The organism is Streptomyces sp. ISL-66 (assembly GCF_018614135.1).
GTDB lineage: Bacteria > Actinomycetota > Actinomycetes > Streptomycetales > Streptomycetaceae > Streptomyces.
Map to the genome: position 1 here is coordinate 16,664 of NZ_JAGGOW010000102.1, position 23,024 is coordinate 39,687.

Consider the following 23,024-nt stretch of genomic DNA (forward strand, 5'->3'; position numbering starts at 1 on the left):
CCACCGCCCCGGAGCCGGAACCCGGCAGGGTCAGTCAGCTCCTGTCGCAGAGCGCGGCGACGAGCGTGACGCTTCGGTTGACGCCGCCGCCGCTCCCACTGCCGGCCATGGCGTCGAGGTCGTTCACGCCGAGGTCGTTGACTTCGACGAAGGCCGCCCGGCCGTCCTTGGTGGCCGCCGCGATGGTCTGGTAGCCGGGCCAGATGCCGTAGTGGCCCCAGGCTTCGCCACCGCAGGGGAGGGTGAATTTGTCCAGGCCGAGGCCGTAGTCCGGGGCGGTGCTGCCGGGGGCGTTGGTGGGTGTGATCATCTCCTCCAGTTGCGCGGGAGGCACCACCGGGCCGGCCATGAGGGCTTGGAAGAAGCGGGTGGCGTCGGCCCCGCTGGTGACCAGTCCGCCGCCGGAAAGGCCGATGCTCGGTTCGACGCGGTCCGTGATGTCGACCCAGACCAGGCCCAGGTCGAGGTTCCCGCGTACGTGCCCCGGGGGCAGCGTCGGGTCACCCGGCGTCGGGAGGTAGGTGTTGGCCAGGCCGAGCGGGGTGACGATGCGGGAGTGGACCGCCTGGCCGTACGTGGCGCCGGTGACCTTCTCAATGATCACCCCGAGCAGCATGTAGTTGGTGCCGGAGTAGTGGTAGCCCGCTCCGGGGGCGAAGTACGGCGGCTTCGAAAGGCCCCACGAGGCCAACTCGGCCAGGGTGTGCGTCCTGTTCTGCTGGACGACCATGAAGTCCCACAGATTGGCCTGCTTCGACTCGAGGTAGTCGAAGATCCCGCTGGTGTGGTTGAGCAACTGGCGGACCGTGATGGTGTTCCCGTCGCAGCCGTTGCCCTGCACCACACCCGGCAGGTACGTCTCCACGGAGGCGTTCAGGTCGACCTGCTGCTCGGCGACCAGTTGCATGACGACGGCCGCGGTGAACGTCTTGGTCAGGCTGCCGACCTTCACCTTGTGGTCCGGCCCGAAGGGCAGGTTCTGGTTGATCGCCCGAGTTCCGCTGGTCACGCTCCACATGGCGCCGCCGTCGCGGACCACCGCTCCGGAACCGGGCGCACCATGGCTGGTCTTGAGGGTGTCGATCGCGGCCTGGGTCGCCGCGTGCGGTGCCGCGGGCACGGGCTCGACCGCGGTCGCCGTCGGCATGGCGGTCGCGCCCAACGACACGGCGAGACCCATCGCCACCAGCGCTAATCTGACGCCCGACTGTGTACGCACAACAATCCCCGTTCCACGAGTGGTTCCGCCCCGGCCACAGCAGCGGGCCGCGAACCGGCCGGACTACAGGACACGGCGGAGGAATTACCCATGCCTGACCATCCGCGGCGGGGGATCTTCGGCCACCGGGTCGTCCCTCCCCGTTCCCCGTCCTGGCCAACGCCTACCGCGGCGTCGCAGCCGTCGACCGGCCCGGCTCGCTGCCCATTTGGGTCCTGGACGACGCCGACCGGCCCGAAGTCGCAACGATGCGCCTAGCGTCGTGACCGGCCCGCGCCCGCGCCCTCGTCGCCCTCCTCCTCGTCCTTGTCCAGCTCCTCCACCCGGCGGGTAGCGCTCTCCGCTGCCCGCAGGGCCTTGGCCCGCGCCCGGTCGGCCTGGCGGTGGAGGTGCTCCGCTTCCCGCGCCGTCTGCCGGGCCGCGTCCACCCGCTGCTCCAGGGTGGCGAGTTCAGCGCGCAGCGCGGCCAGCTCGCCCTCGGCCCGTTCGTGGTCGGCTTCCGCCTCGGCAAGCTCCTCCTCAGCCAGCCGCAGTGCTGCCGCGGCCTCCTCGGCCCGCTCCCGGGCGACGGCCGAGCGGGCCCGGCGCTTCTCCGCCGCCCGCTGGGCGACCGCGTCCTCGTGGTCCTCGTCCACCGCCCGCGAGGGGGCGGCTGCGGCCGGGCGGCGGGGTACGGGAGCGGCCGGCGGGGGTGTGGCGCCCGGGGCCGGCTCCAGCCCGTCGAACCCGATCGCCATGGCCGGTGCCTTCACCAAGCGGCCGGCCGCCCAGGCGAGGGCCGCCTCCTCGTCAGCCAGCATCCCGTGGAAGAGCTGCTCGAGCTCCCGGAGCACGGTCTCCTTCAGCGGCTCCCCCGCGTCGGCCGCCAGCTGCCCCGCCTCCCGGGCCAGTGCGCCGATCACCCGGTGCTGCTCGTGCGTCAGCGCCCGCAGCTGCCCGCCGTCCAGCTCCCGATGGGCGCGGCGCAGCCCCGTGCCGAGGCGGAGCAGCGCCTCGGCCTGATCGGGATGGGTCCGGGCCACCAGGTTCGCCGCCCACACCGCCAGTCTCGGTTTGCGCAGCCGTCCGATCGCGGCCGCCGCGGCCTTGTCCTCCTCCCGGCGGGCCTGGGCCACGTACGCGTCGCGGGCCGCGGTGAACTCCACCGGCCTCAGCCCCGACAATGCGAAGATCACCGCGTCCACGTCCATGACGACCACCATGCCCCGGACCACCGCCTCGGACCCCTCCGCCACGTCACACCACCTCCCATCACGTCCCATCTCGCACCATCACGTCACGGTCCATTACGTTTCGTCGCTCTACCTTCCGCGCGTATCTCCCTCCGGCCTCCGCACCGCTCGCGCGTACGACGAGCCGACACGGACCGGGAGGACCGGGCGTGCTCGACCCGCCCTGAGGGAGAGGGGTGGGACAGTGGGAGGCATGTGCGGCCGATACGCCTCCTCGCGGGCACCCGAAGACCTCGCCGGGCTCTTCGACGCCCGCCTCGACCCGGACCGAGCTCTCGGGCCTTCCTGGAACGTGGCGCCCACCGACGAGGTGTGGGCGGTCCTGGAACGCGCCGCCCGGGACACCGGGGAGGTCCAGCGGCGTCTGCGCCCCGTGCGATGGGGGCTGGTGCCGTCCTGGGCCAAGGACCCGTCGGTGGGTTCGCGGATGATCAACGCGAGGGTGGAGACCGTCCACGAGAAGCCCGCCTACCGGCGGGCCCTGGAAAAACGCCGCTGCCTGCTGCCCGCCGACGGCTTCTACGAGTGGACGGCCGTACCGGCCACCGATACGGCCAAGGCCTACAAGCAGCCCTACTTCATCCGGCCCGAGACCGGCACCGTGATGGCGATGGCCGGGCTGTACGAGTTCTGGCGCGACCCGGCGGTCGCGGACGACGACGACCCCGCGGCCTGGCTCACGACGGCCACGATCATCACCACCGAGGCCACCGACAGGGCCGGCCGCATCCACCCCCGGATGCCGCTCGCCCTGGACCCGGACGACTACGAGGCTTGGCTCGATCCCTCCCACCACGACACCGCGGACCTCCGCGCCCTCCTCCACACCCCGGCCGACGGCCGCCTCGAGGTGACCGCCGTCTCCACCGCCGTCAACAGCGTCCGCCACAACGGCCCCCACCTGCTCGAACCCAGCCCAGCCGCGTGACGGCCAGCAGGACGCCCAGTACCGCGCAGGTCACCGCGACCGCGGGCTGCACCTCCGGCACCAGTACGACTCCGCCCAGGGTGAGTGCCAGTACCGGGTGCGGCAGCAGGCGGAAGATCCGGTGGACGTACGGGAAGGCGTAGACGGCGGTCATCGCCAGGACGGCTCCGACCGGGGAGATCACGAGCGCCGCGAGCAGGTCGGGCCAGCGCGGCGGGTCGAGGGGCGGCAGGCGCCGGCCCAGCCAGTAGGCGAGGGCGATGTTCGCGGCGGTGATCGGATTCTCCGGACGCAGGCTCACTCCGCCGGCCAGGGCGAGTCCGGTGGCCAGCAGCAGGCCGGGGACCGCGCCGGGAGGCAACGGGGCGTCCACCAGCCCCGTGGTCGCGGGGTCCGGCCCGGCGTGTCCGTGGACCTTCCACACGACGAGGCCGACGGCGATGCCGGTCGCCGTCAGGATCGTCATGGTCCAGCCCGCGGACCAGCGGCCGACCCCGACCGCGTCCGGGAGGGTCTCCCGGAGCACGTCCTTCAGCAGGCCGGCCGCTGTACGGGGCACCCCGCGTCGGGGGTGCCCCGTACTCCGTACCGCGTGGAGCCGGTCCGGGCGTGTGGTCAGGAGCAGTTGATGAGGAGTGAGGTCAGCGCGGTGCAGGTGCGGGCGGCGCGGTCGTTGGCCGCGTTCGGGTCGTTCGGGCTGCTCGCGGTGCGGGTGGCGGTGATGGTGTGGGCCCGGCCCAGGCTGAGCGTCGCGATGGGGACGGTGAAGCGACGGGTGGTGCTCGCGCCCGGGGCGAGGTTCGCCACCGCGCAGGTGACGGTGCCCGCCGCGACGGTGCAGTGGGGGCTGGTGGCACTCATCGGGGCGGTCAGCGGCGCTGTGACGGTACCCGAGATCGCGGTGCCGGGTCCGTTGTTGGTGACGGTGAGCGTGTAGTCGATGCGCCCGTTCAGCAGGCCGGGAACGGGGGTGGCGGTGAGGGTGACGGCGAGGTCGGCGGCCGGCGGGACGGGGGTGACCGTCAGGGAGACGGGGGCGTGGCCGGTAGCGATCGTGCCGGTGACGGCATTGTTCGCGGTGTCGATCACGGAGAGGTTGTCGTCGCGGTAGTTGGCCACGTACAGGTGTTTTCCGTCGGGGGTCAGGGCCGCGTCGACGGGCGCGGAGCCGACGGGAACTACGGCCACGACGGCGTTGGTGGCGGTGTCGATGACGGAGACGTTGGCGGAGACGACGTTGACGACGTAGGCGTGGGTGCCGTTGGGGGAGACGGCCACGGCCTGCGGGTAGAAGCCGCCGGTGGCGATCGCGGTGACGACGGTGTTCGTGGCGGTGTCGACGACGGCGACGGTGTTGCTGGAGTTCCCGGTGACGTAGAGGCGGGTGCCGGCCGGGTTGACCGCGATCCTCCGGGGATCGCCCGCGACGGGGATGCTCGCGGTGACGGTGTCGGTCGCGGTGTCGATCACGTCGACCCGGGAGTCCGCGGTGCGGGTGACGTAGACGCGGGTGCCGGCGCCGTTCACGGCGACGTAGACCGGGTTCCCGGCGACGGGGATGCTGGCGGTGAGGGCGTTGGTGGCCGGGTCCAGCACGTTCACGGCCTGCGCGGAGCCGTCGGCGACGTAGCCGCGCGTCCCGTCGGGCGTGAAGGCGATCTGCGACGGGAACCGCCCGAAGGGGAACGTGGCCGTCGCCGTGTTGGTGCCGGTGTCGATCGCCGTGAGGGTGCCGGTGGCGGAGTTGGACACGTAGACCCGGGAGCCGTCCGGGGTGGTCGCGGCGTGGGTGGGCCCGTCGCCGACGGGGATGGTGGCGACGGTCGCACCGGTGACCGTGTCGATCGCCGACACGCTGCCGTCGTCGCTGTTGGTGACGTACGCCGTCGGGTGCTCGGGCGCGGCACCCTGCGCCGAGCCCGCCGCCGCCGCGGTCAGGGTGCCCGCGGCCAGGGCCGTGGCAGCCGCCCAGGTCGTGAGCCGGCGGCGCAGTCCGCCCCGGCGTAAGCGTCCGCTTCCGCGTCTGATCGTCGCGTCCATGCTCATGGTGATCGTTCCTCCCCTTTGCGGCCCCCGCCATCGGCTCGTGACGGGCTGCCCTGCGTGCGCACCGTGCCGCGGCCACCGGATCGGCGGCCGCCGGGCCTTCCGTACGCGGGCACCCCTGCGGGGCTGCCCGCACGTCGGCGCGTCGGTACGCCTCGCACATGATTTTGTCCGCCCGGAGCGCACGGGGAGGGGTTCTTGGCTTCTTGGGGTTCTTGGGGTTCTTGGGGTTCTTGGGGTTCTTGGGGTTCTTCGGCGTCCCCGAGTAATGGCCTGGATCAACCGGTAACGCCCGCGCGCCCGGCCGCCACCGCGGGACGAGGTGGCGGCCAGGCGTGCGGCAGCGAATTGCGGGCTGCGGGTTGCGGGTTGCGGGTTGCGGGTTGCGAGGCGGTGATCTCAGCCGCAGAGGGCCGTGTCCACGACGCTATCGAGGTGCTCCGACCCGTCGGTCGGGAGGCTGGTCACCGTGACGTTGGCGGCCCGGCCGTCGTCGGTGACTCCACCGCGGGTCTCGTACCCCGGTATGTCGCCGCCGTGGCCCCAGTAGACGCCGCCGCACGACAGCGGCCTGCTGATGAGCCCGAGTCCGTAGCCGACGCCGGTGTCCTCGATGGGGACGGTGGTGCGCATCTGGGCGAGCTGGGCCGCCGGAAGGAGGCGGCCGGCCAGGAGTGCGGTGAAGAACCGGTTGAGGTCGGAGTTGGTGGAGGTCATCTGGCCCGCCGCCCAGCCCACCGAAGGGTCCAGCTCCGTGATGTCGCGCGGAGGGCCGCCCGCCGCATCACGGCGGTAGCCCTTGGGATGGGCCTCTCGGATGCCCATGTCACCAGGGGCGGGGAAATAAGTGTGGCGCAATCCGGTGGGCTTGATGATGCGCCCTTCTATCGCCTCGGCGAGGGGCCGGTTGGTGACCTTCTGGACGATCAGGCCGGCCACCACGTAATTCGTGTTGCTGTACGCCCACTTCTCCCCGGGGGCGAACTCGGCCTTGTGCCGGAAGGCGATGTCCAGGAGGTCGCGGGGTTCGAAGTACCGGCGGCGAAGGATGTCGTCGTACACGTCTCCTTCGTAGTCGGGAAGTCCGCTGGTGTGCTGGAGGAGTTGGCGGACGGTGATGTGGCTTCCGTCGATGCCCTCCCCGCGGACGAGGCCCGGCAGGTAGGTGTCGACCACGGCGTCGAGGTCGATCTTTCCCTCGGCGACCAGTTGCAGCACGACCACCGCGGTGAACGTCTTGGTGTTGCTGCCGATCCGCACCTGCCCGTCGACCGGCACCTTCGAGCCGGTGGCCAGGTCACCCACCCCCGCGGTGAAGGTGCGCGTGCGGCCCTTTCCGTCCTTCACGCTCGCGAGCGCGGCGGGGAAGCCGTCGGTGCGCACCAGCGCGTTCAGGCCCTGCTGGACGGTGTCCGGCCGGGCGGAGGCGGAGGCCGGGGGCGGCGCCAGGACACCCAATGTCACCGCGGCCGCGGCCACCGCGGCCGCCACCGCGACCGGCATCGCCCTGCGCGGACCGCCCCGCCCCGGCCGTCCGGACGGACGAAACTTCTGCCATGCCTGTGCGCGCACGAGCCAACTCCTACGGAATCATTGGGGAATCCAGCGTTATGTTCTGGGCCCAACCCTTCCGGATGTGACCGGCCGGGACGATCCCGCTACCCGCCCGGCCGCGGGTAGGGCTAACCCCCCGGATGCCCCGGCCCTGGAGAAAGGCGGCGAGTCACAGCACTAGAGCTCGATCGAGCGGTGCTCGTCCAGTACGGCGAAGCCGGTGCTGTCGTACAGGCCCATCGCGACCTCGTTGCCGCCGAAGACGTTGAACATCATCGCCTCGTCGCCGCCCTGGCGGGTGGCCCACTCGCCGACGGCCATCGCGGCGCGGCCGTAGCCCTTGCCGCGGTGCTCCTCGTACACCTCCAGGGAGAAGCCGAAGGTCACTCCCGGAAGGAAGCCGTGGTTCACCCAGCCGGTGCCGATCACCTGTCCGTCGGCTTCCATCGCGTAGAAGGCGTGGCCCGGGGTGAGGAATCCCTGCGGGAGATGGCGGGCGAAGTCCTCGTCGGACTTCGCCTTGGCCTGCTCCGGGGTGAGGGCTCCGGCCCGGACGATGTCCGCGATGTACTCGGCTTCCTCGCCGGCGTACCAGCCCGGGTACTCCTCCTGGGTGAGCCGGCGGACCGTCAGACCCGTTGGCAGGTCGGGCCGTTCGGCCGCGACGCGCATCCGGCTCTGTCCTCGTACGGGGTAGTCGGCGAACGCCCCGACCGCTCCGCCCGTGATCCGGACCTCCACGCGCTGCGCGCCGTGCCCGGCGCACCACCGCTCGGCCCATTCGCGACCCTCCGGCACGGTCAGGTCGTGGATCCGGCCGACGGTCGCGCCGTTGTCCTCCGTCACGCCGACCGCGATCCAGCCGGTGCCGTCCGTGGCCACCGTCCAGTCGTCGATGCCCTTCGCGGCCCTTTCCCACATGGCCCGCGCCAGCGGCTCCGAGCAGCCCGCGGCCCGGTACCCGGCAAGCACCCGCTCCTCGAACCCGGCTCGCCACTGGCTCCGGTCGTCCACGATCCCCATTCCGCCCATCCGGCCACCTTATGCAGGGGTGCCGACTGAGGCCGACCCATTATGGGGCGGTTACGGAGAGTAGTGCGCGCGGTGCCGACGACACCGGCGGGCGCGTGCCGTCACAGGCTCGCGACCCGAAGCCACCCGTGTCAACCCTCACGATTAGGAAACCTTCCGATTGCGATCACCAACTTTCTGATGGTCCAGACCTGTTGACGGCGGCCCTTCCGGAGGATTAGGTTCCCGGCCACGAAGCGCACGACGTCAACTCCCCCCAGCAGACCCGGCGTACGCCCCGCATACGGCCTCTCAGCCCAACGCTCCCCCATCTGTTCCCCCGCCCGCGCAGTCTCCGCGGCCGCACGCCCGGGCGTCGCGCTTCACGCCGTCCCCCATCCCCACTGGAGGCACTTCCTTGCGTACCCCCATCCGAACCCGTGCCCGTTTGGCCTGCGGCCTCGGCACCGCCCTGCTCGCCGCGGCCGCCGTCCTGTCCTCGCCCGGTGCGGCGTTCGGCGCCAATCTGCTCACGAACGGTGACCTCGAGGCCGGCACCACGGCCGGCTGGTCCTGCTCCGGGGGCCTCGGCTCCGTGGTCGGCTCCCCCGTGCACGGCGGCGGCAAGGCACTCGCCGGGGCGGCCGGCGCCTCCGACAACGCCAAGTGCACGCAGACCGTCGCGGTCCAGCCCAACACCACGTACACGCTCTCCGCGTGGGTCCGCGGCAGTTACGTCTACCTCGGCGTCACCGGTGGTCCCTCCACCTGGACCACCTCGACCGGCGCCTACTCCAAGCTGACCGTCGGCTTCACCACCGGCGCCTCCCAGACCAGCGCCGAGGTCTACCTCAACGGCTGGTACGGGCAGGGCACTTACTACGCCGACGACATCACCCTCGACGGCCCCGGCGGCAGCGTCGACACGCAGGCGCCCACCACCCCCGGCAGTCTCACCTCCACCGGCAGGACCTCCACCAGCGCCTCCCTGGCCTGGACCGCCTCCACCGACAACGTCGGCGTGACCGGCTACGACGTCTACCAGGGCGGCAACAAGGTCGCCACCTCGGCCACCAACAGCGCGACCGTGAACGGCCTGACCCCCGACACGGCCTACGCCTTCAGCGTCCGCGCCCGTGACCTCGCGGGAAACACCTCGCCCGGCTCCAACACCGTCAACGTCACCACCGAGAACGGGACCGTTCCCACCGGCTTCAAGCAGGCCGCGCCGTACCTCTACCTCGGCTGGGGCAACCCGCCGAGCGCGACCGCCGTGATGAACGCGACCGGCGCGAAGTGGTTCACCATGGCGTTCATCCTCTCCTCCGGTGGCTGCACCCCGTCCTGGGACGGCCAGCGCCCGCTGACCGGCGGCGTCGACCAGAGCGCCATCGCCTCGATCCGCGCGGCGGGCGGCGACGTCGTGCCCTCCATCGGCGGCTGGCAGGGCAATAAGCTCGGCCCCAACTGCTCCACTCCCGAGGCCCTGGCCGGCGCCTACCAGCAGGTCATCAACGCCTACGGCCTCAAGGCCATCGACGTGGACATCGAGAACACCGACGAGTTCGAGAACGCCGTCGTCCAGGACCGCATCCTGGGGGCGCTCAAGATAGTCAAGCAGAACAACCCCGGCCTGAAGACCATCCTGACCTTCGGCACCGGTACCACCGGCCCGACCAGCTGGGGCAACCGCCTGATCGAGCAGGCGAAGGCGCTCAACGCCGACATCGACGTCTTCACCATCATGCCGTTCGACTTCGGCAACGCCTCGACCGACATGTACGCCAGCACGGTCAGCGCGACCGAGGGCCTCAAGGCCAAGCTCAAGTCCACCTTCGGCTGGAACGACGCGACCGCCTACTCCCACATCGGCATCTCCGGCATGAACGGCGTCAGCGACACGCAGGAGACCACCACCGTCCAGAACTGGACCGACATCCGCAACTGGGCCAACTCCCACCACATCGCGCGCCTCGCGTTCTGGTCGGTGAACCGCGACCGCGGCTGCGCGGGCGGCGGCCTGCAGGAGACGTGCTCCGGCATCGCACAGAGCGACTGGCAGTTCACCTCCATCACGGCCGGCTTCACCGGCTGATCCACCGCTCCCCACGTGCGGGGCCGTCGCCGCACACCGGCGACGGCCCCGCACGCCGAGTACGGGCACGCTCAGCCTGCCGACAGCCGGTACGCGTCCAGCGCCAGGGTCAGCGCGATCAGGTCCCGGGGGCGGGACAGCGACTTCGACGTCAGGTGCTCCAGGCGCCGCAGACGGTTGAAGACCGTGTTGCGGTGGCAGTAGAGGCGGCTCGCCGCGCGGCCCGCCGAGCCCTCCGCGGCCAGCCAGGCGTCCAGCGTCTCCAGCAGCATCGCCCGGTCCGCCGGATCCAGTTCCAGCAGGGGCCCCAGTACCGCCTGGACGAGCTCGGCCGAGAGCTCGGGCTGGCGGACCACCAGCGCCGTGGGGAGCCGGTCGGTCAGCCGCACCAGCACCCGCTCCTCCTGCCCGCAGGTCCGTAGCGCCGTCTCCGCCAGCCGCCGGGCCCGGCCCAGTTCCGCCAGACCGTCGACCACCGGGCTGATCCCGCCCGGACCCGGGCAGCGGTCCGCGAGCTCCGCCGCCAGGTCGGCCGGTGAGGAGTCGCCCAGGGCCACCACGGCCAGCTCCCGCTCCGTCCGCATCCGCCAGAACAGCCGCATCCCGCCGGCCGCCACCACGCGGTGCACCGCGTCGCCCCGGTCCGCCGGCAGCACCACCACCGCGTACCGGCCCTGTTCGGGCAGGTCCAGGGCGAGCGCGGCCTGAGCGGCCAGAGCCGGCGCCGTGTCCCCCTCCAGCAGGGCGTCCAGCAGGGCCTGGACCCGCTCGTCGCTGCGCCGCCGCATCTCCAGCTCCGCGGTCCGGTACGCCTCGGCGGTGGCGGCCGCCTGCTGCTCGATCCCCGCCCACATGGCCCCGGCCGCACGCGCCAGCACCGCCAGCGCCTCCGGCTCCTTCTCGGTGACGATGTCGAGCAGCGCGTCCCAGGTGAGCCGCCCGGCCCTCCGGTACGCGTAGAGCAGGAGGTTCAGCGGCAGCCCCTGCTCGGCCCGGCGGCGGCCCAGCTCCTCGGCGTACGCGAGGTCCTTGCGCGGGGCGGAGCGGCGTGCGGCGAAGGCCTCGATCCCGTAGTGCATGGCCTCGCTGACCTGTTGCCAGTGTTCGTCCCGCGGAACGGCCAGGTCGAACAGCGGCGAGTACGCCGCCAGGTCCTCGATGAGCCGGTCGGTGAGTCCGGGAATCTCGCCGGTCAGCACGTCGGCCGCCGACAGCAGGACCGACCACTCCTGTTCCGTGCGCGTTCTGCGTCCACCCATGGCCGCCGAGGATGTCATCCGCCCACGGCCGCGTCAGCGGCCCGCGCACCAGGTCTGTGCGTGTGCACAACGCGCTCCGGCCGTGGCTGGTCATCGGCAGCGATTCCGCTTCCGGCCGTGGACGCCCGCCCCGGCCCGGTGCTGGGGTGTGCGCCAGCACAAGGCCGCCCACAGGAAGGAGAGGACGTGGCTTCGCTTCAGGTGCGCGCGCTGTCCGTCGGCTACGGGCCGGTCCGGGCGCTGCGCTCCGTATCGCTCGAGGTGCCCGCCGGCGCGGTCGTCGTCGTACTCGGCGGGAACGGCGCCGGGAAGTCGACGCTGCTGCGCGCAGTGTCCCGGACGCTGTCGTTCCACCGGGGCGCCGTGACGGACGGGACCATCAGCTTCGACGGCCGGCCGCTGGACGGGCTCGGCCCGGACCGGGTGGTCGCGGCCGGGGTCGTACAAGTACCCGAGGGGCGCAAGGTGTTCACGCGGATGAGCGTCGCGGACAACCTCCGGTCGGGGGCGCTGGGTGGTCGCTCGGGGTCCCGCGCCGACGTGGCCCGCTCGCTGGCCCGGGTGCACGAGCTGTTCCCCGTACTGGCGCAGCGGGCGCGGCAGCGCGCGGGTCTGCTGTCGGGCGGCGAACAGCAGATGCTCGCTCTCGGCCGGGCCCTGATGGCCCGGCCCCGGCTGCTGCTCCTCGACGAGCCCACGCTGGGGCTGGCTCCCAAGATGGCCGCCACCATCGCGGAGACCATCACCGAGATCAACGCCTCCGGCGCCTCGGTCCTCCTCGTCGAGCAGAACGCCGCGCTGGCGCTGCGCCTGTCCTCGCACGCCTACGTCCTGGAGGTCGGCGAGGTGACCCTCGACGGCCCGGCCGCCGAGTTGGCCGCCTCGGACGAGGTACGCCGCCGCTACCTCGGGATCACCGACGAGGCCGGGCCCGCGCCGGCGGCCGCCGGCGTGCGGCGGGTCCTGCGCAGGTGGTCGGCGTGAGCGCGTCCTGGTCTCCTCCCCCGCCGCTCACCGTCACCGGTGTCACCGTCCGCTTCGCCGGCCTGACCGCCCTGGACTCCGTCTCGTTCACGGTGGATCCCGGCAGCGTCCATGCCGTCATCGGTCCCAACGGAGCGGGCAAGTCAACCTGCTTCAACGTGCTCTCCGGGGTGTACCGGGCCTCATCGGGCAGCGTCCGGTTCGGCGCCGCCGAGCTCACCGGCCTCGCCCCGCACGCCGTCGCGGGCCTCGGTATCGCCCGGACCTTCCAGAACCTGGCGCTGCCCCCGCACACCACCGTCGCCGACAGCCTGCTGCTGGGCCGCCACCGGCTGATGCGGTCCGGGTTCCTGAGCGCCGGACTGCGGCTCCCCGCCGCCGCGCGCGAGGAGCGCCGGCACCGTGAACGGGTGCGGGAAATAGCCGAGTTCGTCGGGCTGGAGGATGATCTCCGGGCACCCGCGGGCTCCCTCCCGTACGGGAAGCAGAAACTCGTCGAGCTGGCACGGGCGTTGTGCATGGAGCCTCGGCTGCTGCTCCTCGACGAGCCCGTCGCCGGCATGACCGCGGACGAGCGGCAGCGCACGGCGGCCGTCATCGCGGGGGTCCGGGACGGACTCGGCATCTCGATCGTGCTGGTCGAACACGACATGGGGGTGGTGATGCGGCTCGCGGACGCGGTGACCGTGCTCGACTTCGGAAGGCGCATCGGCGGCGGGACTCCGGCGCAGGTGCAGAACGACCCGGCGGTGGTGCGCGCGTACCTGGGCGAGGAGGAACCGGCCGCATGACCACCTTCCTCGAACTGCTCCTCGGCGGGCTCTCGATGGGTTCCGTGTACGCCCTGATCGCCCTGGGCTTCGTCGTCATCTTCAAGGCCACCGAAGTGGTCAACTTCGCCCACGCGTCCCTGTTGCTGGCCGGTGGGTACGTCACCGCGACCCTGCACGAGGAGCTCGGGTTCTGGGCCGCCCTCCTGGCCGGCACCCTGGCGGCCGCGGCGGTCGGGGCGGCGATCGAGTTCCTGGTCATGCGCCGCTACCGGGGTCAGGACCAGAGCGTGCTGGCCATCGTCACCATCGGCGTGGACATCCTCCTCATCACCGACCTGACACGGCGCATCGGCACCGACGTGCTCTCGCTCGGCGACCCGTGGGGCGACCGGGTCGTGCACCTCGGCCCCGTGACGGTGCCCCAGACCCGGATCGCCGCCATCCTCGCCGCCGGCCTGCTGATCACCGTCTTCCTGCTCGTCTTCCGCCACACCTCCTGGGGCGTTGCCATGCGCGCCGCCGCCGAACAGCCGGAGACCGCCGCGCTGATGGGCGTGCGGCTGGGCCGGGTCTCGCTCGCCGCCTGGGCGGTGGCCGGGGCACTGGCCGCCGTCGCCGCGCTCTTCCTGACCGTCTTCCCCACGCCCGGCCTGGAGCGTGCCACCTCCCTGGCCGCCTTCAAGGCCTTCCCCGCCGCGATCCTGGGCGGCCTGGACTCCACCACCGGCGCGCTCGCCGGCGGCCTGATCGTCGGAGTCACCGAGGCGCTGGCCACCGGGTACCAGGGGCAGTTGGCCTTCCTGGGCCGCGGCATCGGCGACCTGGCCCCGTACGTGGTGATGGTCGCGGTCCTCCTGATCCGGCCGGCCGGACTCTTCGGTACGAAGGAGCTCGCCCGTGTCTGACATCCGCGGCCCCGCGCCGCACACCGAGGCGCCCTCGCCCTCGCCCGCCCACTCCCCCGCCCACTCCTCCTCCCCGTCCCCGCCCCCCGGTACGGGGATCCGGCCGCGGCTGCTCCGGGCCCGGAACCTGGCGGTCGCCGCCGCGGGCCTGGTGCTCCTCGCGCTGCCGTTCTACCTCGACCGGTTCTGGCTACAGGCCGGGCTGTTCGCCATGGCCGCCGCCGTCGGAGCCATCGGACTCAACCTCCTCACCGGCGCCACCGGCCAACTGTCCATGGGCCACGCCTTCTTCCTCGCCGTCGGCGCGTACGGATACTGCGCGCTCGCCGGGGACGGCAGCACGGCCGGTGGCCACACGCTGGTCGGGCTCGGCCTGCCCAGCTGGCTCGCCGCGATCCTCGCCGTGGCCCTCGCCGGGGCGGCGGGCGGGCTCTTCAGTCCCATCGCCGGACGCTTGCGGGGCGCGTACCTCGGCATCGCGACCCTCGCCCTGATCTTCATCGGGCAGCACCTCCTCTTCAACGCCACCAGCCTCACCGGCGGCTTCAACGGCCGTGCGGTGGAACCGCTTTCCGTCTTCGGCGTCACCTTCGACGACAGCGAGAGCGTCATCGCCGCGGTCCCCTTCCAGTCCGCCGAGAAGCTCTGGTACGTCGCCCTCGCCGCCCTGCTCATCGGCGCCCTGTTCGCGCGCGGTGTCCTGCGGGGCCGGCCCGGCCGGGCGATGAACGCCCTGCGGGACCACAGCATCGCCGCGGGGGTGATGGGAGTTCCGGTCGCCCGGTACCGGGCCGCCGTCTTCGTCCTGTCGTCCATGTACGCGGGACTCGCCGGGGTGCTGCTCGCCCTGGTCTTCCAGCGCACGGTGCCGGACTACTTCGGCATGGTCCTGTCCCTGGAGTACCTCGCCATGATCGTGATCGGCGGGCTGGGCACGGTCGCGGGCGCGGTGCTCGGCGCCGCCTTCGTCTCCCTGTTGCCCCAGCTGCTCACCCGGTACAGCGACGCCCTCCCCCTGGTGTCCGCCCCCGGCTCGGGCGGGGTCGCCCCGGGCGAGGCCTCCCGCTACCTCTACGGCGCGGCCGTCGTCGTCGTCGTCCTGTTCGTGCCCGGCGGCCTCACCGGCATCACCCGGATGCTCCGGGCCCGCACCACACCCTCGAAGGAGCGCACGTGAACAGAAGAAGGCTCGGTACCGCGGCCCTGGCAGCCGCACTCGTCCTGACCGGCGCCGCCGGGTGCAGCAGCAAGGCCAAGACCGACGGCGGGGACAAGCCCGGCGCGGGCGGGGTCAAGGCCGGAGCCGGAGTGAGCGACACGACCATCCGGCTCGGCGCGCTCACCGACATGACCGGTGTCTACGCCTCGCTCGGCAAGAGCGTCACCCAGGCCCAGCAGCTGTGGGTGAAGCAGACCAACGCGGCCGGCGGCATCTGCGGCCGCACGATCGAGCTGACCGTGCGCGACCACGGCTACGACCCGCAGAAGGCCCTCGCCGCCTACACCGAGCTGGAGCCCACGGTGCTGGGCTTCACCCAGTTCATCGGTTCTCCCTTCGTGGCCGCGGTCAAACAGCGGATCGACGGCCAGGACAAGGGCCTGGTCATCCCGCAGGCCTGGTCCGCCTCGCTGCTGGGCAGTCCCTACATCCGCACGGTGGGCGCGACGTACGACGTGGAGACCATCAACGCCGTCGGCTTCCTCCTCGACGAGAAGCGGATCGCCGCGGGCGACAAGATCGGGCACGTCTACTTCGAGGGCGACTACGGCGAGAACGCGCTCAGCGGGGCCAAGGCCGCGGCGGCGGAGGCCGGGCTGACGGTCGTCGAGCAGAAGATCAAGCCGACGGACAACGACATGACGGCCCAGGTCGCCGCGCTCAAGCAGGCCGGGGTCAAGGCCGTCGTCGTCAGCGCCGGACCCCGGCAGGCCGCCTCGCTCGTCGGGGTCGCGGCGGCCGGGGGCTGGAACGTCCCCATCGTCGGCAACAACTCGGCCTTCTCACCGCAGCTCCTGGCCACCCCGGCGGGCGCGGCCCTGCAGAAGGACTACTACGTCGCCGCCTCCGCCCTGCCGATCGGCTCCACCGAGGCGGGCCCGGCCGCGCTCGCGGCCGCGTACAAGGCGGAGTACCCGGACGCCGGTCTCGACAACGGCGTGGTGGCCGGCTTCACCGCCGGCTCCCTGTTCGGAGAGGTGCTGAAGAAGGCGTGCACCGACAAGGACCTGACCCGCGAGGGCATCCGCACGGCGCTCTTGGGCCTGAAGTCCTACGACAACGGCTTCGGGATCACCCACGACTTCTCGGACCCGAAGGCACCCTCCACCCGCCAGAGCGTGATCATGAAGCCCGACGCCGCGGTGCCGGGCGGGATGAAGGTGGTGAAGGAGGCCGCGGCGGCGCCCGCCGCGAAGAAGTTCACGCCCGCGCCCTGAGCATCCCGTACCGGCCCTCTCCCGCGACCCCACGGCGGCAAGGCCCTTCGGACGCCGTGCCCGATGACGTCCGAAGGCTTTGCGCCCAGGCCCAGGCCCAGGCCCAGGCCCAGGCCGACGCCGTGGCCACGCCGGTGCCTACGGTCGGACGTTCCAGTCGGCACTGGAGCGCAGCGTGCGGGCGATCTTCGGGTCGCGGACCGAGGGGGTGCGGTCCTCGGCGGTGACCGACAGCCGGTGCGTCCCGGGACCGAAGAGCCACAGGTCGGTGACGCGCACCTCGGTGCGGCCGGCCAGGTGTCTCAGCTCGCGTCCGTCGAGGTACCAGCGGACCACGAGCTGGCGTCCGTCCGCGCCGGTCAGCCGGGGTACGGCCGCCTTCGCGGTGTCCCGCAGGCGCAGCGTGCGGTCCGTGGGGGTGAGCGGAGTGACGACCCTCGCGTGCTGGTAGAAGCCGGCGATCATCGACTCCACACCGGGGAGGTTGAAGGGCTTGCCCAGCACCCTCATGAGCGAGTTGTCGGTGGGTCGCTGGAGCCCGGTGACGAAGTAGCCGCCGCCCTCGTACGCGCCGACCGTGCCGCCGTCCGCAGAGGGCTCTCCCAGCCAGCGGAACCACTTGGCCCGTTGGCGGGCCATCCGGTCGGCGGACAGGGTGGAGATGTTCGACTCCGCGGGCTCGGGGCCGGTGTACTTCTCGTAGTCCGGGACGCCGGGGTAGAAGTACTCGTCGGCGAGTTTGCCGAGCGAATGGCCGGTCTCGTGGATGGCGACCTGGCCGGACTTGGCGTTGTCCGCGGAGGCCGTGGAGATTCCCTCGTAACCGAGGGTGCTGCTGGGCTCGTTGTAGCCCGCACCGCCGTACTTGGCGCTGTTGGCGAGGACGATGACCAGGTCGGCTTCCGGCGCCTTCGCAACGTAGGTGTCGACCTTGGGCTGGTCTATGCACAGCAGCCGCTCGATGTCCCCGCACCAGAAGTACGCGCCGAGGGCCGTGTCACGGACGGTCGCCGCGTCCGGGTCTCCGGAGACGCCCGACTCGCGGGAGACGGCGTCGACCGTCCAGACGTTGAAGAGGTTGCGGTAGGTGGTGTACGGCTCCACGGCCGTCACCTCGGCCCACTTGGTCCGGGCGTCCGTGTGGAACTTCGCCAACTCGGCAGCGGTGTAGCCGTCTCCGATGATCACGACGTCCAGGCGGTCGCCGGTGGGACCGTTGTCGACGATCTTGGCGACCTCGCCGTCGGCCTCCCGGTCGGCCGCGGAGAGCCGGGCGCCGGTCTGGGCGGTTCCGCCGGCAGGGACGCGGGCATGGCCCGATCCTGCGTCGCCGCCCTGCTCGGGCCCCGGTATCTCCACCTCCACCCGGCGTTCAGAGGGCGTCGGTTCGGCCGCCCGTACGGGTCCGGCGGCCAGCAGCGCGGCCGTCGCGCAGGCCGCCGCGACGGCTGCGCGCAGGACCGATCGAACGGCTGGACGTCTGACGTGGCGCATGAAGTCCCCTCCCGGTCAAGGAAGTTAAGCAAGCATGTAAATGGAGTGAAGCGGATGCTTAAGCTAAAGGGCGCACGACGGGTGCGCAATGGCCCGCTCCCCCTGAATACTGGGGAGTTCGAGCAACCAGGGGGATTCCATGGACGAACCGGTCGAGATCGGTCGCCGGGTTCAGCGCATGCGGGCCGAACTCGGGCTGACGCAGCGCAAATTGGCGGAGCCCTCCTACACCCCGGCCTACATCTCGACGCTTGAGTCGGGCAAGGTCCGACCCTCCGAGGCGGCGCTGCGCTTCCTCGCGGACCGACTCGGCACCTCGTACGAGGAATTGACCACCGGGCGCCCCGCCCACCTGGCCACCGAACTGCGCCTCGCCCTCACCGACGCCCAGCAGACCCTGGCCGCCGGCGCGGCCGACGAGGCCGCCGTCCACTACCGGCGCCTCCTCGCGGAAGCGGAACGGTTCGGACTCGAGGAGGAGCGGGCCGTGGCGCTGCTCGGACTCGGTGACTGCGCCCTGGAATCGGGTGAACTCACCGAAGCCATCGGCCACTTCGAAGCCGCCGAACAGCTGCTCGCCGACGAGCCGCTCCCCCGGCGCGCCCACCCGATCCGCGGCCGTGCCATCGCCCATCTGCTCGCCGGAGAACTGCGATACGCCTGCTACCTGCTCGAATCCACCATCGACGAGCTGGGAACGAGCGGGCTGGCCGACCCGGAGGCGCTGGTGCTGCTCTACGCCGCGGTCATCGGGCCGTACATCGACATGGGCGCCCACGCCCGGGCCGCCCACGCCGCCGAGGTCGCCCTGTCACTGGCACCTCAGGTCAACGACCCCGCCCTCGTCGCGGGCATGCACCGGCAGGTCGCGCGGACGTTCCTCGCCGAGGGACGCGTGGCCGACGCCGACGCCTCCCTCGCCAAGGCGCAGGCGATCTACGGGCAGCTGCAGCTGCGGACCGACCTCGCGCACTGCCACTGGATGCGGGGCTACGTACAAGCCCAGAACGGCGATCTCCCTGCCGCCGAAAGGGAGTTGCGAACGGCCCGCGACATGCTCTCGGCCGGCCGCGCGGCCCTGTACACCGCCCAGGTGGAAGTCGAGCTGGCCGACGTACTGCGCCGGCTCGGCCGGTACGACGAAGCCGCCGAGCTGCTCTCCGCGCTGCTGGAGCTGGGGGAGAGCCACGGTGCCGTGCACGCGGGCGGTGCGCACCGGCTCCTCGGGCTCATGGCCGAGGAGCGCGGCGACCCCGAGTCCGCCGAGGAGCACTACGTACGGGCCCTGGCCCTGCTGGAGCGCAGCGGAGCCAGCGGCGACCTCGCCGACCTGTGCCGGCTCCTCGGCGACCTGCTGCGGCGGACCGGTCGGACCGAAGCCGCCTTGGACGCGTACCGCACGGGCCTGGGCCATCGGGCGGCTCCCGGTACCACGACCCTCGGGCCGGCACCGGCGGCGCCGGCGTTCCCGCCGTCCGGCAGGACGACATGACGGCATGACGGCATGACGGCATGACGGCATGACGGCATGACCGGATGTGGCCGCGATAGCTTCACCCGGCCTGCACTCCTCGTGCGGGAGCCGGTTCGAACATCCTGTGAAGGCACCCCTGTCGGGTCCCCAAAGGAGCCTTTCCGCCTCCCCGGCTTCCCCTCGGGCGCGAGCATGGCCCTGATGGCCGGCCTGTGGAAGGAACCCCCGTGCCCGACAAGTTCGATCCCTGTCCCGCCCCGGCGGGGGACATCACGGGCGTCGTCGACCACCACGGGCGGCGGGAGCAGCCTATGCAGGAACGATCCTTCAGCACCGTGCGGCAGCCGCCGGGCGGAGCGGACCCGCCGACGGACACACCCATCTACGACGCGGTCGAACGCCTGTGGCTCCAACACGGCCGAGAAGTCCCCCACGCACCCGCCCCCCGGCCGGAACGCCACGACGACGACCTCTTCCACCGCGCCTGACCGGGACGGATGCCTTCCTGGCATGACACGGGAGTTCGATCGGGGGGGCGGACGGTCAGCCCCCGCGCCGGTCAGCGTTGGGCGGTGTAGCGGATCCGCGCCCACAGGGGCAGCACGAACCAGCAGAGCAGGTACCAGGCGAGCACTCCGCCCACGAGCCACACGGCGACGGCGTTGGGGGCCGCGACCCGCAGGACGAGCAGGAGCGCCGCGGTGCACGTCGCCAGGAGCAGGACGAGCCCGGCGAACGTCAGCCGCGCGGCCCACGCGACCGCTTCGGGCTTGATCTGGCGGCCCGAGACGATGCGGTGGAACGCGACCGGCCCGATCAGCGCGCCCGTCGCCAGCGACCCCAGCACCACCGTCACGACGTAGATCGTCTTCTCGGTCTGCGCGAGCCCCGCGAAGACGGGGGTGAAGGCCACCGTGAGCAGGAATCCGAACAGGACCTGGACTCCCGTCTGGGCGACACGGATCTCCTGGATGAGTTCCTGCCACTGCCGGTCCGCGCGTTCCTTCTCGGACTCGTCCCGGCCGTCACCGGTACCACTCGGCATGCCGCGCCTCCCTGAAGCGTCTCGTCACGCAGCGCTTACCCCGCGGTCCCGGGCCCATACTCCTGCGCCGGCGGAGACGGTCGGCCCTGAGCAGCCGTGTGCGCCGCCGGTCGCCGCCCTCACTCCTCCCGGGGTGCCTCCCGAGGTGCCTCCCGAGGCACCTCCGGAGATTCCTCACCCCTCCGGAGACTCCGCCCGAGCGGCCGCACGACGAACCGCCTCGGCCGAGGCGTCCTGGGGTGCGACCACCGTGAAGAGCGCGCCCTCGGCGTCGGCGAGCACCATCCAGCGGCTGACGCTGGAGGTTTCGACGGCGGAGGCGATCCTGCCGCCCATACGGGTGGCGGCCTCGGCGGCCGCCTCCAGGTCGGGCACGACGAAGTGGACGTGCCAGCGGGGCCGGACCTGCGGGTCGGGATCCTCTTCGAGGGCTCCGCCGCTGATGCGGGCGACGGTGTCGCGGTGGTGGCGCAGGACGACGTGGTCGTGCTCGTACGACACCGTGCAGCAGCCCGGCTCCTCCCCGGCCCAGCCGAGGACCTCGCCGTAGAAGATCGCCGCGGCGAAAGCGTCCCGCGTCCGCAGCTCCAGCCACACCGGCGCGCCTTCGCGGCCCGCCGTCCAGTCGGGAATGACCTCACCCTGCCAGAACCCGAAGGCGGCCCCGGCGGGGTCCGCGGCCAGACCCGCGCGTCCGGTGCCGAAGGCGAGGGGGCCGACCCCCATGGTCGCGCCCCGTTCCCGGATCCGCCCCGCGGTGACGTCGGCGTCCTCGACGGCGAAGTACGGCGTCCAGGCGACCGGCATGCCGAAACGCCCGGCCACCGCGCCGATGCCCGCGACGGGAGCACTGCCCCGGAAGGCCACCGAGAATCCCTCCCCGAGTCGCGTACGGCGGAATTCCCAGCCCAGGACGGCGGCGTAGAACCGCTCGGCGGCGGCAAGGTCCCGGGCCGTGAGACTCACCCAGCACGGCGCACCGAACACCTCGTGGCTCGACGTCGACACGACTGCCCACCTCATCCGCCGTACGTGCACATTCCGGACATGACCTCTCCACCGTAGACCCCTCGGGGCGTCCGCCCCCGGCCCGTTCACCCGACCGGGGGCCTGATCGGCGTCCTGCCCGTCTACGTGGGCCACCCGCATGGCACGGGGCGCGCAGGGCCACCCCCCGAGTGCCGGCGGGCCGCGCCCTGCGCGCTCAGGCGACCGGGCCGGGCTCCGGTTCGGGCTCGGGCAGCGGGTCCGGCCCCGGGTGCGGCGGCTCCGGTTCGGGGAGGGGCGTGGGAATCGGCCTCGGCGTGTGGGGTTCACCGGGGAAGGGGTACGAGTACGTGTTCCCGTTCACGTTCGTCATGGCGAGTCCTGGCTTGCTCGGACGGTTGCTCTCGCCGTTCCGCCTGCCCGCTCACGTCCGCCCGAACCACGCCGTCCGGCGCCGGGGAGCACGCGCGCCCGCGACGACGTGCGGACGAGTGATCTTCACCGGCTCGGGCAGGCTCGACCGCGGGGTCTCGTGGAAGGACGGTGAGTGGGATGGCACGTCCGGTCTGGGCGGGAGTCCTGAGCTTCGGCCTGGTCAGCCTGCCCGTCGGCCTCTACACGGCCACCGACAGCCACACGATCCACTTCCACCAGCTCCAGCGCGGCACCTCCGATCGGATCCGCAACAGACGGGTCAACGAACGCACCGGGGACGAGGTCGACCTCTCCGACATCGTGAAGGGCTACGACGCCGGCGACGAGTACGTCCTCATCGAGCCCGAGGAGCTGGACGAGATCGCCCCCGGGCGCTCGCAGGTCCTGGACATCGCCGGATTCGTGGACCTCGACGACGTCGACCCGATCTTCTTCGACAAGGCCTACTACCTCGCGCCCCGGGGCAAGGAGTACGGCAAGGTGTACGGCCTCCTGGAGCAAGCCCTCGACAAGGCCGGAAAGACGGGCATCGCGACGTTCGTCATGCGCCAGCGCGAGTACCTCGTCGCGGTCAAGGCCGAGGAGGGGCTGCTCACCTGCCACACCCTGCACTGGGCCGACGAGATCCGCGACCCCCGCAAGGAGATCGGTTCCCTGCCGGGCAAGGCGCGGACTTCGGCGAAGGAAGTCCGGATGGCCGAGCAGCTCATCGACGCGCTCAGCATGCCGTGGAAGCCCGAGGACTTCCACGACACCTTCCGGGACAAGGTCACCGCCCTCATCGAGGCGAAACGGAGCGGGGCGAGCGTGGAGAAGGCCGAACCGCCGGCCGAGCCCACGGGCGTGGTCGACCTCGCGGAAGCCCTCCGCGCCAGCGTCGAGCGGGCACGCAGCCCGAAGGACACGCGCGAGAAGGCGGACGCCACCGCGGCGGGACACCACAGGAAGACCCAGCAGCGCGGGGCCGCGGCGATGAAGCGGATCGGCGCCCCCGGGCGCGAGGACCTGCACGGGCTGACCAAGGCCGAGCTGTACAAGAGGGCCACCGCGGCGAAAGTCCCGGGCCGTTCCGCCATGACGCACGACCAACTCGTCGAGGCGCTCACCGAGGCCGCCACGAGCGCCGCCGCCGCCTGATCCGTACTCC

General features: G+C 72.2%; 20 protein-coding genes and 1 pseudogene. 10 read left to right on the top strand and 11 right to left on the bottom strand.

Going from position 1 to position 23,024, the window contains the following annotated elements; all coding sequences use genetic code 11:
- Positions 1–34 precede the first annotated feature (34 nt).
- The gene (locus J7E97_RS19535; protein ID WP_251054828.1) at positions 35–1,180 is read right to left on the bottom strand and encodes a serine hydrolase; all 1,146 of its coding nucleotides are present in this window, start codon (positions 1,178–1,180) and stop codon (positions 35–37) included.
- 293 nt (positions 1,181–1,473) lie between these two features.
- Positions 1,474–2,454 carry a hypothetical protein gene (locus J7E97_RS19540; RefSeq protein ID WP_215028791.1) on the bottom strand — a complete coding sequence of 327 codons (981 nt, stop codon included), beginning with the start codon at positions 2,452–2,454 and terminating at the stop codon, positions 1,474–1,476.
- Between the two features lie 190 nt (positions 2,455–2,644).
- Here J7E97_RS19540 and J7E97_RS19545 point away from each other — a divergent pair, with 190 nt between their 5' ends.
- Positions 2,645–3,379 (top strand): SOS response-associated peptidase, encoded by a 735-nt coding sequence (locus J7E97_RS19545; protein WP_215028794.1) that lies wholly within the window; start codon positions 2,645–2,647, stop codon positions 3,377–3,379.
- Here J7E97_RS19545 and J7E97_RS19550 read toward each other — a convergent pair.
- The 4 genes and pseudogenes from J7E97_RS19550 to J7E97_RS19565 form a co-directional block, all read right to left on the bottom strand.
- Positions 3,360–3,938 (bottom strand): annotated as a pseudogene (locus J7E97_RS19550) (ion channel protein); the annotation flags it as partial. The gene J7E97_RS19545 and the pseudogene J7E97_RS19550 overlap by 20 nt on opposite strands.
- A 56-nt stretch (positions 3,939–3,994) precedes the next feature.
- Positions 3,995–5,425 carry a beta-propeller fold lactonase family protein gene (locus tag J7E97_RS19555; protein ID WP_215028796.1) on the bottom strand — a complete coding sequence of 477 codons (1,431 nt, stop codon included), beginning with the start codon at positions 5,423–5,425 and terminating at the stop codon, positions 3,995–3,997.
- Positions 5,426–5,824: 399 nt separating this feature from the next.
- A complete protein-coding gene (locus tag J7E97_RS19560; RefSeq protein WP_308346589.1) occupies positions 5,825–6,997 on the bottom strand; it encodes a serine hydrolase domain-containing protein in 1,173 nt (390 codons plus the stop codon).
- A 159-nt stretch (positions 6,998–7,156) separates the two neighbouring features.
- Positions 7,157–8,011 carry a GNAT family N-acetyltransferase gene (locus J7E97_RS19565; RefSeq protein ID WP_215028799.1) on the bottom strand — a complete coding sequence of 285 codons (855 nt, stop codon included), beginning with the start codon at positions 8,009–8,011 and terminating at the stop codon, positions 7,157–7,159.
- Between the two features lie 397 nt (positions 8,012–8,408).
- On the opposite strand from J7E97_RS19565, the gene J7E97_RS19570 reads away from it, so the two are divergent.
- Positions 8,409–10,085 carry a carbohydrate binding domain-containing protein gene (locus J7E97_RS19570; RefSeq protein ID WP_215028802.1) on the top strand — a complete coding sequence of 559 codons (1,677 nt, stop codon included), beginning with the start codon at positions 8,409–8,411 and terminating at the stop codon, positions 10,083–10,085.
- Between the two features lie 71 nt (positions 10,086–10,156).
- Here J7E97_RS19570 and J7E97_RS19575 read toward each other — a convergent pair whose 3' ends face one another.
- Entirely contained in the window at positions 10,157–11,344 is a 1,188-nt protein-coding gene (locus tag J7E97_RS19575) for a CdaR family transcriptional regulator (RefSeq protein ID WP_215028805.1), read from the bottom strand.
- Between the two features lie 186 nt (positions 11,345–11,530).
- On the opposite strand from J7E97_RS19575, the gene J7E97_RS19580 reads away from it, so the two are divergent.
- The 5 genes from J7E97_RS19580 to J7E97_RS19600 all read left to right on the top strand — a co-directional run bounded on the left by J7E97_RS19580 (position 11,531) and on the right by J7E97_RS19600 (position 16,442).
- A complete protein-coding gene (locus J7E97_RS19580) occupies positions 11,531–12,328 on the top strand; it encodes an ABC transporter ATP-binding protein (RefSeq protein ID WP_215028809.1) in 798 nt (265 codons plus the stop codon).
- A complete protein-coding gene (locus tag J7E97_RS19585) occupies positions 12,325–13,119 on the top strand; it encodes an ABC transporter ATP-binding protein (RefSeq protein ID WP_215028811.1) in 795 nt (264 codons plus the stop codon). Before J7E97_RS19580 ends, J7E97_RS19585 begins: the two co-directional genes overlap by 4 nt.
- Complete coding sequence (locus J7E97_RS19590; protein WP_215028814.1) at positions 13,116–14,006, top strand: branched-chain amino acid ABC transporter permease; 891 nt, start codon at positions 13,116–13,118, stop codon at positions 14,004–14,006. Before J7E97_RS19585 ends, J7E97_RS19590 begins: the two co-directional genes overlap by 4 nt.
- Positions 14,007–14,103: 97 nt before the next feature.
- Positions 14,104–15,183 carry a branched-chain amino acid ABC transporter permease gene (locus J7E97_RS19595; protein WP_308346593.1) on the top strand — a complete coding sequence of 360 codons (1,080 nt, stop codon included), beginning with the start codon at positions 14,104–14,106 and terminating at the stop codon, positions 15,181–15,183.
- A complete protein-coding gene (locus tag J7E97_RS19600) occupies positions 15,180–16,442 on the top strand; it encodes an ABC transporter substrate-binding protein (RefSeq protein ID WP_215028818.1) in 1,263 nt (420 codons plus the stop codon). The genes J7E97_RS19595 and J7E97_RS19600 overlap by 4 nt, the downstream gene beginning before the upstream one ends.
- A gap of 138 nt (positions 16,443–16,580) precedes the next feature.
- Here the strand turns inward: J7E97_RS19600 and J7E97_RS19605 are convergent, their stop codons facing one another.
- On the bottom strand, positions 16,581–17,936 hold the full coding sequence (locus J7E97_RS19605; protein ID WP_215028820.1) for a M64 family metallopeptidase: 1,356 nt from the start codon (positions 17,934–17,936) through the stop codon (positions 16,581–16,583).
- 139 nt (positions 17,937–18,075) lie between these two features.
- Between J7E97_RS19605 and J7E97_RS19610 the strand changes: the two genes are divergently transcribed.
- Both J7E97_RS19610 and J7E97_RS19615 read left to right on the top strand, forming a co-directional pair.
- Positions 18,076–19,428: a tetratricopeptide repeat protein gene (locus tag J7E97_RS19610; protein WP_215028822.1), complete on the top strand. Its 1,353-nt coding sequence runs from the start codon at positions 18,076–18,078 to the stop codon at positions 19,426–19,428.
- Positions 19,429–19,637: 209 nt separating this feature from the next.
- Positions 19,638–19,898 (top strand): hypothetical protein, encoded by a 261-nt coding sequence (locus J7E97_RS19615; protein WP_215028826.1) that lies wholly within the window; start codon positions 19,638–19,640, stop codon positions 19,896–19,898.
- A gap of 71 nt (positions 19,899–19,969) precedes the next feature.
- Here the strand turns inward: J7E97_RS19615 and J7E97_RS19620 are convergent, their stop codons facing one another.
- From J7E97_RS19620 to J7E97_RS19630, 3 genes are all read right to left on the bottom strand, one after another.
- Complete coding sequence (locus J7E97_RS19620) at positions 19,970–20,455, bottom strand: DUF6328 family protein (protein ID WP_215028829.1); 486 nt, start codon at positions 20,453–20,455, stop codon at positions 19,970–19,972.
- A 174-nt stretch (positions 20,456–20,629) separates the two neighbouring features.
- Complete coding sequence (locus J7E97_RS19625; protein WP_215028832.1) at positions 20,630–21,478, bottom strand: VOC family protein; 849 nt, start codon at positions 21,476–21,478, stop codon at positions 20,630–20,632.
- Positions 21,479–21,659: 181 nt separating this feature from the next.
- Positions 21,660–21,815: a hypothetical protein gene (locus tag J7E97_RS19630; RefSeq protein WP_215028835.1), complete on the bottom strand. Its 156-nt coding sequence runs from the start codon at positions 21,813–21,815 to the stop codon at positions 21,660–21,662.
- 179 nt (positions 21,816–21,994) lie between these two features.
- On the opposite strand from J7E97_RS19630, the gene J7E97_RS19635 reads away from it, so the two are divergent.
- Positions 21,995–23,014, top strand: a complete 1,020-nt coding sequence (locus J7E97_RS19635) for a Ku protein (RefSeq protein WP_215028838.1) — start codon at positions 21,995–21,997, stop codon at positions 23,012–23,014.
- Positions 23,015–23,024: the final 10 nt, after the last annotated feature.

Bases quoted from the DNA above. Each gene is read 5' to 3' on its own strand.
- J7E97_RS19535 (WP_251054828.1), bottom strand. From the start codon at position 1,180: ATGGGTCTCGCCGTGTCGTTGGGCGCGACCGCCATGCCGACGGCGACC.
- J7E97_RS19545 (WP_215028794.1), top strand. From the start codon at position 2,645: ATGTGCGGCCGATACGCCTCCTCGCGGGCACCCGAAGACCTCGCCGGG.
- J7E97_RS19555 (WP_215028796.1), bottom strand. From the start codon at position 5,425: ATGAGCATGGACGCGACGATCAGACGCGGAAGCGGACGCTTACGCCGG.
- J7E97_RS19565 (WP_215028799.1), bottom strand. From the start codon at position 8,011: ATGGGCGGAATGGGGATCGTGGACGACCGGAGCCAGTGGCGAGCCGGG.
- J7E97_RS19575 (WP_215028805.1), bottom strand. From the start codon at position 11,344: ATGGGTGGACGCAGAACGCGCACGGAACAGGAGTGGTCGGTCCTGCTG.
- J7E97_RS19590 (WP_215028814.1), top strand. From the start codon at position 13,116: ATGACCACCTTCCTCGAACTGCTCCTCGGCGGGCTCTCGATGGGTTCC.
- J7E97_RS19605 (WP_215028820.1), bottom strand. From the start codon at position 17,936: ATGCGCCACGTCAGACGTCCAGCCGTTCGATCGGTCCTGCGCGCAGCC.
- J7E97_RS19610 (WP_215028822.1), top strand. From the start codon at position 18,076: ATGGACGAACCGGTCGAGATCGGTCGCCGGGTTCAGCGCATGCGGGCC.
- J7E97_RS19620 (WP_215028829.1), bottom strand. From the start codon at position 20,455: ATGCCGAGTGGTACCGGTGACGGCCGGGACGAGTCCGAGAAGGAACGC.
- J7E97_RS19625 (WP_215028832.1), bottom strand. From the start codon at position 21,478: ATGAGGTGGGCAGTCGTGTCGACGTCGAGCCACGAGGTGTTCGGTGCG.
- J7E97_RS19630 (WP_215028835.1), bottom strand. From the start codon at position 21,815: ATGACGAACGTGAACGGGAACACGTACTCGTACCCCTTCCCCGGTGAA.
- J7E97_RS19635 (WP_215028838.1), top strand. From the start codon at position 21,995: ATGGCACGTCCGGTCTGGGCGGGAGTCCTGAGCTTCGGCCTGGTCAGC.